This is a genomic window from Paraglaciecola polaris LMG 21857 (assembly GCF_000315055.1).
Taxonomy (GTDB): domain Bacteria; phylum Pseudomonadota; class Gammaproteobacteria; order Enterobacterales; family Alteromonadaceae; genus Paraglaciecola; species Paraglaciecola polaris.
In genome coordinates this window covers 1-10,763 of sequence record NZ_BAER01000067.1, presented here as the reverse complement: position 1 = coordinate 10,763, position 10,763 = coordinate 1, and the positions used below count along the sequence as shown (strand labels likewise).

Below are 10,763 nucleotides of genomic sequence, written 5' to 3'. Positions count from 1 at the left end.
CCTTAGATTTTTTTACCAATACACTGTCGTCAATTGAATTATTATCGATAAAACAAGTAGTTGAGAGAGAGATTACAAGCAAAGTTGATAGTGCTAATTTCATATTTAATTCCTTAGTTATTACATTAAGAAATTAGATGGTACATCACTAAAACACTTTAGTAATTTTTAACTTTATGCTCGTATTAATTTCTCTTTGAATAGCTTATTAGCTTCATTAAAAACGATCCACAAAGTAAATGTAGCAAGAGATTGCATAATATAAGGGTAGATGTGGTAGATGATTTGCATGTTTTTTAATGAGAATACATGTCTTAATATATATTCAAATATATTTAGGCCTTCTATGAATATATACATTCTAGTTATCTGATATATATACCAATCCAAATTTATCGATTTACCTGTTTGTATTGTGAACTGTTCAGTGATTTGAATACGTGAAAAGAGAAAGTGCCGCGTTAGTAGACTTAGCACAACTAATGCCGCATACCAATATATAGCTGGGGTGACACTATATCCAATCATCACCCAGTATATTTCTGCTAATACACAAATTAGCAGAATAACTAAAGAAACCTTACTCATTTTATCAAACCAAAATTTATAGATAGAAAAAAGTAAAACTAAATAGACGAATTTTGATATCCAATGATTATACAGCTGATCGGTAAAAAGGAACCATAAAAACTCCTCTAGAACCCTAATTGCTGCAAGTATTATAATAATACCTAATACGTTTATATCTTTCCGGCAAACAAACCCAGTAAATAACAATATGCCAAGAAATAGACGGTCGAAAATGAGAGCATTACCAAAGGTTAAAATACCCGCGGCGATAAAAAGCCCTCCAAAGAGGGCCGTTATTATCTTGGGTGAGTAGGCGCGAATTAACATCAGGTATGATTAAAACCGAAATAATCCATAACGGTTGAAAAAAATGATTCGCGAGTTTGTTCTGAAGCCTTTTGCCTACATACCGCCCACCATTTGCTTATCACCTCAACGCCTATACTGTTCATGGTTTCAGGTTTTTCGTTCTCAATAGCAGAAACGGTTTCTCGGCTAATGCCCACTCGCAAAGCAAGTTCGCCTTGAGTGTATCCAGCCTCTTTACGAAGTGACTTAAGTTGCACACCGCTGAACTTCTTTCTACGTGACATAGTGAGTTGCCTTTCTATATATGATTTCGTCGTAGTTTTTAAATCAGCCTTGAATCAAAGAACGGTTTAAAAATTACCCATTGTGGAACAAATATAAGGGAATGTTGTTAACTTGTAAATGCGTATTAACAAAGAAATATTGATCATTCGAGTATGAATTTCTTTTTTAACTTCCGGTGGTTAGTCGTCACTAGGGCCCATACCTGCTTCAGTGCTTCACGTATTTTATTGCTCAGAGAACTAAGCGCCAATGGATTACTTTTGTAATCGCCCTAGCTGACCATTTTTAACCATCTCAATGTTTCCCAGCGACAATTTTGATGGGTAACTGGCGATAGATTGTCAATTATTTATATAAACTGATTCCCTTTCTGGCTTCATTATCATGTAATTCATCAAGTGTTAGGCTTGTCATCTGTTTTGGTTACAAGTCAAAAAATGGCTTGTTATACACACTACACTGTTATTGAAGGATGGAATTTATGATGCCAAGCCAGAGTGCGAGCTCACCAATGCAGTGTATCAACCAGGGTTACAGCCAAATGTTCCAAGCTGGGCCAGTTACTATGGGCGTAGCTTGTTCTGCGGACTAGGCGTTTTAAAGATAGTGGGGTGAATCAGGTTACGTTGAATTTACGTTTTAGCCATGGGGCAATTTCTTTGGCGCAACAACGCTTAGCAAAAGATATTTTACTGGAACTTTGATATTAGGAAAAACAAACATGCAGAAATCAATTTTAGTCACAGGGGCCACTGACGGTATTGGCTATGAAACGGCAAAAATGCTGTTGTCACTTGGTCATCAGGTGCTGTTGCACGGTCGAAACAGTGAAAAATTGCAAAAAGTGCAGGCGGAGTTAAGAAGTGCAACTGGCAATGAAAACACAGAAATTTATATTGCTGACATGTCGAGCATGGCAGAAGTCATGGTGCTTGCGGCGGAAATTCAAGCTAAACATAGCACATTGAACGCCGTGATAAATAACGCAGGTGTCTTCAAAGGCCCAACGCGGATCACGAAAGACGCGCTTGATATAAGGTTTGCGGTCAACGCCCTCGCTCCTTATGTACTCACTCAGGCACTGTTACCTTTGTTAGGTAAAGCTGACCGAGTGGTGAATGTTTCATCTGCTGCTCAGGCTTCCGTTAGTTTAGACGCCTTATGGGGACGTGAAATTCTAAGCGACGGTGAGGCATACGCACAAAGCAAGCTTGCACTAACCATGTGGTCTCGCAAATTAGGTTTACGAATGGCTGATTCTGGGCCGCTGATTATTGCTGTGAATCCTAAATCTTTACTTGGCAGTAAAATGGTAAAAGAGGCCTTTGGCATGGCCGGTAGTGACCTGAAGGTTGGTGCGGATATACTTTGCCGTGCCGCTTTATCAGAAGAGTTTTTGAACGCTTCTGGTCAGTATTTTGACAACGACATTGAAAAATTTGCTGACCCCCACGTAGACGCACTCGACGAGAAGAAAGCGCAGTTAGTGGTAACGGCTATGGACCAAATAATCACAAAATTAGCGCTTGATGCTCATTAATTTGAATTAATAGGCGCTTACTTCATGGGCAACATCGCCATGAATAAAATTGTCCTTAAATGATAAATCGCAGACTATCGCTGCATGTTAATAACCCGAACGGAACGCCTGAATATTTCAAGCCCGCCGGATATCAGGAAACGAGCAATGATTAAAAATATTGTGTGGGCCGTAGAGGGCCAACTCAAACCGGGTAAAAAAGACTTATTTACCCAAGTTATGACCGACTTGGTTCATACGGCGAATAACGAACTTGGAACCATTATTTATGAATGGACAGTAGCTGCGAACGGTACAGATATTCATATATATGAGCGTTATGAAGACGAAGCCGCCGCGCAAGTTCATCTCGGAGCGTGGAGTCAAAACGGTCCGCGTTTTACCGATGTAGTGTAAATCACCCAGATAACGGTATTCAGTGCTCTGTCGCAAGAACTTAGGGCGGCATTTGCTGGGCCTGAGACTGTCTTTATGTCGCCAATGGGGGGCTTTATTCGTTAACGTTTTTTGTCTGTTTAACCCGGCGCCGCTTAGATAAGCGTGTGCGAATGTAAATATGTGTTCGTAAGGAAGATGAAATATCTGAAACAAGATATTTCATCTTCCTTACGTGTAGGTCGTTTAAGTTTGTTCGTTAATTAAACGCTGATACAGCAAATCTTTAAGTATTGCTCTGTCGTGTTTCATTTGATGCATCGCCTCATCATCAATCGGAGCGTCTTTTAGTTCTAGTATCCGAACTTCCTTATCTAAATCGTTATACTTTTTAGCTTTTTCAGCAAACTGTTTATCGCTTGTAGTGAGTGCCGATATGGTCTCTCTGTATTCTGGGAAATCGCTATTAAGTGAGTGATTTTCGCCTAACATAGTAACTCCTTTATTGAAGGGAAATAATGACGCGCTTGCTTAGTTGATAGATTTATCGCCATAACTAAACGTTTGCTTCAACTATTGAATACATAGGGTCGGTAACAGCCTTTGTCAATCCCCTGCGATTTTTGATAAATCCTTTTGCACACTAAATCAACTTTTGGATATGCTGCGCTGGGGTGTTCATTGGTTACTGCTTTTTTGCAGTCAAGTTATTTTTTCAACGCTTGTTCCCAGTATGGTGTCTGTCCATAATATTCAATAAAGTAATCGATAAAGGCACGAACCTTAGGCGCGAGTAATCGATTACTGGGGTAAACCGCCCAAATCGCGGTCTTAGACACCATAGGGAAGTCTGGCAGTACTTGGACTAATTCCCCTTGCTGCAATGCTTTATAGGCACACCATATGGAAGACATAACAAGGCCTGAGCCTGCTATGCCGGCATCACGCACAGCTTCGCCATTGTCGATACGAATTCGGCCATTTGCTTTCACGCTGAGCGGACCTTTTGGGGTTGCAAATTCCCACATATCTAAGCCCATCAAGTTAACACTTTGATGTTTCGAAATATCTTGCGGGCTGCTTGGTTCGCCAAATTTTTTAATATATTCAGGCGCAGCACAAATGATGCGCCTATCGGGTGCAAGCTTTCTGGCAATCAGATTTGAGTCTTTTAACGCAGCATCGCGAATGGCTATATCAAAGCCGCCTTCAACTAAATCGACTATGGAGTCGTTAAAGCGAAAATCTACCGACAGTTCAGGATAGCGGGCCAAGAATCCCGCTAGAGCAGGCACTATATGCATGCGCCCGAAGGACGCAGGAGCCGTCACTCGTAGCGTTCCTTTTGGGTTGTGTTCGCCATCGCCAACTGACGCACGAGCGGTCTCAATGTTAGTTAGTATTTCTTCTGCGTGGGGTAAAAACGCTTCACCTTCTTCTGTTAACGACACCTTACGAGTGGTTCGGTGCACAAGTCGAACGCCTAAGTTGTCTTCAAGCTTGCTGATGTAGGTGCTCGACACAGCCGGAGATAAGTTTTGTTCGCGGCCGGCAACACTGATATTGGACGTTTTAGCGATACCGACGAAAAGTTTAAGGTGTTCAATGTTCATGTTTATTATCAATTAAATCTAAAAACTGATTGTGTTATAGGCCTTATTATCACCGTATAGTAAAGTAGTTACAATGCGCTTTCTTAATTAACTAAAGGTAGCTCCCATGAAAGCGATGATTATTAACCAGTTTGGCGACTCCAATGTATTTACGTTAGCTGATATAGCTAAGCCTGACATAAAAGCGGGTCATGTGTTGGTTCAGGTTGCGGCCACTAGTGTAAACGCGGTGGATACCATGATACGTCAAATGGGGCCAGATTTGCCTTTATCACCAGCAGCTCCGGCAGTATTAGGTATGGATTTCGCCGGAACCGTTGAAGCCGTGGGAGAAGGAGTCTCTCATTTTGCTGTAGGTGACGAAGTCTATGGCTGTGCTGGTGGACTAACTCACTTACCAGGCTCACTAGCCGAGTACATACTGGCGGATGCTAAATTGATTGCACTTAAGCCAAAGAATTTATCTATGCATGAAGCCGCTGCATTGCCATTAGTGGCTATTACTGCATATGAAGGTCTTGATAGAGCACAAATTAAACCAGGCCAAAACGTGTTGGTGCATGGCGGTTCAGGCGGCGTAGGCCATATTGCGTTGCAACTGGCACGTTACTTCGGCGCCAATGTTTTTTCTACTGGTGGTGGCGATAAGCAAATGGCTTTAATTGAAGCGCTAGGCGCTTCTAGTATTAACTATAAAACTGAAACTGTGGCCGATTATGTACAAAAACACACTCAGGGCGCGGGTTTTGATGTGATATTTGATTCAGTGGGCGGTACAAACCTACTTAACTCGTTTGAGGCTGCAGCGTTAAATGGACAGATTGCGACTACGGTATCTTTGCTTGAACTTGATTTATCCGGCGCGCACTTCAAAGGTTTGTCGTTGCACGTGGTGTTTATGCTCATTCCTATGCTGCATGATCATAAGCGTGAAGCACATGGGAACATTTTGGCTAAATTAGCTGACATTATTGAAGCGGGTCATTTACGCCCAGTACTTGATGAGCAGACTTTTAGTTTGGAAGAAGTAGGTAAAGCACACGATCGCTTTGCCAGTGGACAAGGCTTGGGTAAAGTCGTGATCGACGTTTAACGTTTCCTTGCAAGCGAGGGTGGTGTCGGCTACTCACTTTTACGCATAAGTACTTTCAGCGTCGCTAGCGTTGTACGCTAGCTTGAGGTCTTTACGGCCTCTTTTTTGTATGTATTGACATCAGATTACATCTTAAACGCCCAGTTATGCTTGTTAGCAATGGTTTACACGTTTAGTGATATTAAGTTCAAAAGTCACTTTTAAACCCTATTCATTCTTGCCAAAATGCAGTGACTTCCTTTCTTGAGTGCAAATATGAACGCTAAAGATCTCACCCATTTGTATTGGTTTTGCCAAGCCGTGCGCCATGGCGGGTTTGCGGCGGCTAGTGAGCATATTGCGGTTTCTGCGCCTACTTTATCGAGAGCAGTCAGTTCATTGGAACGTAGCTTAGGTGAAAAATTATTGCATCGAAATGCTAAACAATTCCAGTTGACCGCTGCTGGTGAGCAATATGTCGCTCAATTTTCTGGGCAATTTGATACGCTTTCCCGTAGCTGGCAAGGTATCAATAACCAGCATGCAGAGCTTAGCGGTGATATTCACATTTCTTGCCCTGAACCCTTTGCTGATTTTATCGTACAACCCATCGCGATTGATTTTATGGTTGCACACCCTAAGGTTAACATTCACGTTAAATTTGCTGCAGATACTGAGCGTTTTTTTGATGATCGTATTGATCTTGCAATGGTGACACGTGCGACCAAAACCCCTTATTTGGTGCAGAAAATGCTCTTTGAAACCCCCTTATCTTTAGGGGCCAGTCGTGATTATTTAGAAAAGCACGGCACGCCTAAATGTGTAGAGGATTTGAATCAACATAGGTTAATAGCGGCTAATACACTTACTGCTTGGCATTTCGAAGAAAACGATGAGCATAAACGTGTAATGTTGAATCCACGGTATTCCGTCAATAGTTTGCGCTTGGCAACGCAGGCCGCGTGTAAAGGCGTCGGTATTTGCTTATTACCTGCACATGCGTTAGCGACCTTTGTAGAGAAGGATGCACTTACTCAAGTGCTAAAAGAAGTGACTTGTCAAAAAGGTCGAGGCTATTTGGTTTGGTCTGACCGAACATTGATACCAGCGCGCGTAGCTAAATTTCGCGACCTTATTGTTGACGCGCTGACGAATGGCCCAGTGTTTTTGTCTAAACTGGGCCAGTAATAAATACACGGCTAAAAGACGTTTTCTTTAATTGTTTATAGCGTTTTTATGTTCGTATAAAACAGTATAAGTACAAGGCAATACTGATAACCAATGGTATGAGCACTTGGCCTTGTAGGCTTGTTTCAAATAATAGCGGTAACATACCGGCAATGGTGGTGGAGGTCGTTAGTACAATCGATCTGAAGCGCTCTTGGCGCGAGTACTGCGGCCGCACGTATTGCGACTCCGTCTTGAGTGCAGGGCTTACTAAACCGTATCCAATTATATTGGGCGTAACCTGTGGAGCTGTGACAGGGAAGTAAAACGTATTTACACTGATTTGCTTCGCTCCAATATGCACTGGATTAGCCTTTAATACGTTTGCCAACACAAGTGCCCAAACTCCTATCGCGAGCAGTAATCAAATTATCCTAGGTTGCTTAACGATGTTTAAAAACGTTGTGAAAGTGGTGGTTTCTGTTGCCGAGTAGTCATCTGCTTAACATCCATCAAAGACTAGGGGCAGGTTGAACCAGCCATTTGGTTACAACAAAACGAATGCTACCGGCGATAACAAGCAAGGTTGGTAAAGCAAAAGGAACCATGCGTGTCACTGTGTCTAACCAAGGCTCAAAAAGTGCTGCTCCCTTAGGTAAGGTGCTGTAAAGCATAACGGCTGGCATGGCCGTTAACATAATGGGCAGCATAATGGCCACCGTCAGTGGAATTTGAAATTTATGAGGTAGTTTTTTCATGGTGCATTCACCGTATTTATTCAAAGTGATGGCATTTTACCAATGGTTTTATCATTCAAAAATAGCGCTTTATGAATTTTAACATTTCAATTATGCATGTATTGGTAGGGATTAGCGTATCTCCATAACAATAATCTCTGCCGACGCACCTTATGAGGGGTAGTAACGGATGCTTAATCACTTTATGTGCACAAATGAAGGAGGATCCCGTAAGCATTGATTGTTTATGTGCCTAATTTCAGCGAAAATAGCGCGCAATTACGATTAACAAGACGGATTTGATGATTGAAGCGCTGTTTGAAGGCTTCTAACTGTGCCTACAAACCGTGAAAAACGAGAAGATTTAATTAGATGTCTAACGCTTTAATTCCGCAAGAAGTCTCACGTAGACGCACCTTTGCTATTATTTCTCACCCGGATATTCAGCACTAAGACAAGTCAGGACAACAAAAGACACATTTTTTAGTTAAATCAAAATGTTATAAAGCGTCTTGGGTTGTCACATTGACGATAGAAGTCAACAATTGTCATGCTGAGCCATCTGAAATGGGTGTAAATTCAGGTGGAAAATTTGGCCTTTTAAAGCGCTTTAAAAATTTTACACCCATTCTTTCGCAATTGAAGAATGGGAGAAAAGCAGATGGCACTTACAGATGCTTGGCTGAAAGCAAACCTAAACAAGGTTAGAGATAAAAAACTCATCAAATCAGACCGTGATGGTCTCAATATTCGTCTGTCCCCAAAGGGCAAGATGACCTATATGTTCCGTTACTATTACAACGGAACGCGCAAAGAAATTGATTTAGCCTCATATCCACTATTAAGCCTCAAAGATGCAAGGGAGGAAGTAACGCGCCTCCGTAAGAAGCTTGAGCAAGGCTATGACCCGAAAGTCGTTAGACTGTTAGAAAGACAGGCGATCATTGCCGCAGAATCTCTTACAGGGCTTTTTGACCTGTGGTATGAGGCTTATTACGTTCATAACAAAAAAGGGCATGAGGAAATCAAGCGTAGCTTTGAAATTCATGTTTTTCCTGAACTTGGTAAGCTTCCCGCTGAAAAAATCACACTTCATGCTTGGCTAGATATTCTGGAAGGGTTATCAAAAGCCAAGCCAGCTATTGCTGAGCGTCTTTTGGTAAATACCAAACAGCTATATAAGTTTGGGGTAAAGCGCAGACTTGTGCCTGCAAACCCACTTGCTGATATTTACGCTAAAGAAGACCTTCAGATCCAAAAGCGATCTACAGACCGCTGTTTAAATGATGATGAAATTAAAATGCTGTGGCTTGCCGTTAATAACTCGCGCATCACGCCGAAGAATAAGTTATTTGTGAAATTGTGCTTAATCTATGGCTGTCGAAACGGTGAACTGAGACAGGCTAAAAAAGAACATTTTGATTTTAAAACTGGCGTTTGGACAATTCCACCTGAAAACCACAAAATGGGCAAGAAAAGCGGAAAACCGTTATTGCGACCAATTACGTCTTCAATGAGGCCTTATTTGAAACAGGCCTTTGCTCTTAGCGCGAACAGCGCTTATGCCTTCACCAATGATGGCTCAGACGATGTAATGGGCATGCGAGCACCATTGGCATTGCCCTATAACATTATGCAGCACCTGCGCCGTTATGAAGCTTATCACATGGAGCATTTCTCCATGCATGACCTGAGACGCACAGCCAGATCACGTTTCTCGATGATAACCAGTTTCCACATTGCCGAAGTCATGCTTGGCCATGCTGTTGGTAGCACGGTTGCGCGTGTCTATGATCGATATGATTATATGAAAGAGCAGGCTGAGGCCTATGAAGCATGGTGCGATATGCTGTTTGAATTAGTTGATGATAAGCCCCGTGCACCAATCCCAGAGCAAGATAACATTGTGGCGTTCAAAAGCAGAAAACTGGCATAAAAAATGGGCGCTTAGTTAGCGCCCATTTTTTTAAGTCAAACACTCACTTTGAGCGTTTTAATGCCAGTTTTTGGCCGTGCTGTCGTATTTCGCTGGTGGACTGGCTTTAATGCCGCCCCAGCGACTATTTTCAGAGCGTTGAATTTCACACTCTTCCCATTCACAAACAGTATCTGCACACCACAGGTTAATACTACCTGCTTGGCGAATGAGTGGCTGTGGGAAGGGGTTTTCTTCACGCGCCATGCGACGAAAAATCGTGCGCGATGAACAGCGAAAACGCTGGCATAAGTCTTTAGTTGATAAATATTCTCGTATCATTGTCATATCTCCTATTCTTCGTCTGTGTTTGAAACTGTGTTTGTTTTGTCGTTGGCCTGAAAGATCACTGTGTCTAAGGCATTACGAGCGGCTTCTAGCGTTGGCATATAGCCAATGGCGGCAACGTCATTGGTGTAAGCCTTGGACGTAACATTCAGCGTTGCTATCAACCACCCCATTAGGGGCAATAAAAACATACCAGCCATACAGAACCAGCGCTCATGCACATATAAATATGGTTGAAAGCTACTGAGTAGCGCGAAACTGCCAATTGCTATGGGTAGTGAAAACCAAAGCAATGGTCGTTTAATGGCGATTTTTTCAATATCACTAATGCGATAACTACGGCGAGCCGTTTTAAATAAAGCAGTGCTCACAACGATATCGTCTTTTCTAAAAATTATGTTTTGCATGGTCTTATTTCCCCGTCAGTAGTTTTTTCCAGAAATTAAATTGCTTTTGCAGGCGTTGATGCTCTGCCGCTTCTTGCGCGGCTTTGCGCTGACGTTCCATTGTCATACGGCGCGCATAACTTACGCCGCAGGTCTCATCCAGAGCCTGATAGGCAAGGAGCAAAGCAGTTTGGTATGGTTCAGCCAGATGTTTCATGGTGGCTGTGTAAAGTGCCGCTTCCATTAATCCATGTTTTAAAATCTGGTCACCTAAGCGCTTTTGCAGACAGGCATTAACACCGCTTGATAAGCTGGTGTCATAGGCATAGTTTTTTTGACTGTCAATCGCGATAATGCGCGGTGTCAGTATGAAATAATGAGTGCCATACCAAACAAGGCACCCTGCAATTGATCTTCCCCCAGTTTCGTAGACACTTAACTTGCCT

At 42.3% G+C, this 10,763-nt stretch carries 12 protein-coding genes; 5 read left to right on the top strand and 7 right to left on the bottom strand.

Annotated features, from left to right (window positions below; all coding sequences use genetic code 11):
* Positions 1-896 precede the first annotated feature (896 nt).
* Positions 897-1,163: a helix-turn-helix transcriptional regulator gene (locus tag GPLA_RS13190; protein ID WP_006992269.1), complete on the bottom strand. Its 267-nt coding sequence runs from the start codon at positions 1,161-1,163 to the stop codon at positions 897-899.
* 722 nt (positions 1,164-1,885) lie between these two features.
* On the opposite strand from GPLA_RS13190, the gene GPLA_RS13185 reads away from it, so the two are divergent.
* Positions 1,886-2,704, top strand: a complete 819-nt coding sequence (locus tag GPLA_RS13185) for an SDR family NAD(P)-dependent oxidoreductase (RefSeq protein WP_007105418.1) — start codon at positions 1,886-1,888, stop codon at positions 2,702-2,704.
* A 147-nt stretch (positions 2,705-2,851) separates the two neighbouring features.
* Positions 2,852-3,100: a putative quinol monooxygenase gene (locus tag GPLA_RS13180; RefSeq protein WP_007105417.1), complete on the top strand. Its 249-nt coding sequence runs from the start codon at positions 2,852-2,854 to the stop codon at positions 3,098-3,100.
* Between the two features lie 225 nt (positions 3,101-3,325).
* Here GPLA_RS13180 and GPLA_RS13175 read toward each other — a convergent pair whose 3' ends face one another.
* Positions 3,326-3,571 (bottom strand): YdcH family protein, encoded by a 246-nt coding sequence (locus GPLA_RS13175; protein ID WP_007105416.1) that lies wholly within the window; start codon positions 3,569-3,571, stop codon positions 3,326-3,328.
* A 215-nt stretch (positions 3,572-3,786) separates the two neighbouring features.
* Positions 3,787-4,692, bottom strand: coding sequence for a LysR family transcriptional regulator (locus GPLA_RS13170; RefSeq protein WP_007105415.1), 906 nt, complete (start codon positions 4,690-4,692; stop codon positions 3,787-3,789).
* A gap of 106 nt (positions 4,693-4,798) precedes the next feature.
* On the opposite strand from GPLA_RS13170, the gene GPLA_RS13165 reads away from it, so the two are divergent.
* A complete protein-coding gene (locus GPLA_RS13165) occupies positions 4,799-5,785 on the top strand; it encodes a zinc-dependent alcohol dehydrogenase family protein (protein WP_007105414.1) in 987 nt (328 codons plus the stop codon).
* Positions 5,786-6,040: 255 nt separating this feature from the next.
* Positions 6,041-6,952 carry a LysR family transcriptional regulator gene (locus GPLA_RS13160; RefSeq protein WP_007105413.1) on the top strand — a complete coding sequence of 304 codons (912 nt, stop codon included), beginning with the start codon at positions 6,041-6,043 and terminating at the stop codon, positions 6,950-6,952.
* Between the two features lie 491 nt (positions 6,953-7,443).
* On the opposite strand, the gene GPLA_RS13150 is transcribed toward GPLA_RS13160, so the two are convergent.
* Positions 7,444-7,689, bottom strand: coding sequence for a hypothetical protein (locus GPLA_RS13150; protein WP_007105412.1), 246 nt, complete (start codon positions 7,687-7,689; stop codon positions 7,444-7,446).
* Between the two features lie 640 nt (positions 7,690-8,329).
* Here GPLA_RS13150 and GPLA_RS13145 point away from each other — a divergent pair.
* On the top strand, positions 8,330-9,604 hold the full coding sequence (locus GPLA_RS13145; RefSeq protein WP_007105411.1) for a tyrosine-type recombinase/integrase: 1,275 nt from the start codon (positions 8,330-8,332) through the stop codon (positions 9,602-9,604).
* Between the two features lie 57 nt (positions 9,605-9,661).
* On the opposite strand, the gene GPLA_RS13140 is transcribed toward GPLA_RS13145, so the two are convergent.
* The 3 genes from GPLA_RS13140 to GPLA_RS23605 all read right to left on the bottom strand — a co-directional run.
* The gene (locus tag GPLA_RS13140; RefSeq protein ID WP_007105410.1) at positions 9,662-9,925 is read right to left on the bottom strand and encodes a hypothetical protein; all 264 of its coding nucleotides are present in this window, start codon (positions 9,923-9,925) and stop codon (positions 9,662-9,664) included.
* 11 nt (positions 9,926-9,936) lie between these two features.
* Entirely contained in the window at positions 9,937-10,338 is a 402-nt protein-coding gene (locus GPLA_RS13135) for a hypothetical protein (RefSeq protein WP_007105409.1), read from the bottom strand.
* A 4-nt stretch (positions 10,339-10,342) separates the two neighbouring features.
* Positions 10,343-10,763, bottom strand: a 421-nt coding sequence (locus GPLA_RS23605) for a hypothetical protein (RefSeq protein WP_040514738.1), incomplete at its 5' end; no start/stop codon positions are given.

Bases quoted from the DNA above. Each gene is read 5' to 3' on its own strand.
- GPLA_RS13190 (WP_006992269.1), bottom strand. From the start codon at position 1,163: ATGTCACGTAGAAAGAAGTTCAGCGGTGTGCAACTTAAGTCACTTCGT.
- GPLA_RS13185 (WP_007105418.1), top strand. From the start codon at position 1,886: ATGCAGAAATCAATTTTAGTCACAGGGGCCACTGACGGTATTGGCTAT.
- GPLA_RS13180 (WP_007105417.1), top strand. From the start codon at position 2,852: ATGATTAAAAATATTGTGTGGGCCGTAGAGGGCCAACTCAAACCGGGT.
- GPLA_RS13175 (WP_007105416.1), bottom strand. From the start codon at position 3,571: ATGTTAGGCGAAAATCACTCACTTAATAGCGATTTCCCAGAATACAGA.
- GPLA_RS13170 (WP_007105415.1), bottom strand. From the start codon at position 4,692: ATGAACATTGAACACCTTAAACTTTTCGTCGGTATCGCTAAAACGTCC.
- GPLA_RS13165 (WP_007105414.1), top strand. From the start codon at position 4,799: ATGAAAGCGATGATTATTAACCAGTTTGGCGACTCCAATGTATTTACG.
- GPLA_RS13160 (WP_007105413.1), top strand. From the start codon at position 6,041: ATGAACGCTAAAGATCTCACCCATTTGTATTGGTTTTGCCAAGCCGTG.
- GPLA_RS13150 (WP_007105412.1), bottom strand. From the start codon at position 7,689: ATGAAAAAACTACCTCATAAATTTCAAATTCCACTGACGGTGGCCATT.
- GPLA_RS13145 (WP_007105411.1), top strand. From the start codon at position 8,330: ATGGCACTTACAGATGCTTGGCTGAAAGCAAACCTAAACAAGGTTAGA.
- GPLA_RS13140 (WP_007105410.1), bottom strand. From the start codon at position 9,925: ATGATACGAGAATATTTATCAACTAAAGACTTATGCCAGCGTTTTCGC.
- GPLA_RS13135 (WP_007105409.1), bottom strand. From the start codon at position 10,338: ATGCAAAACATAATTTTTAGAAAAGACGATATCGTTGTGAGCACTGCT.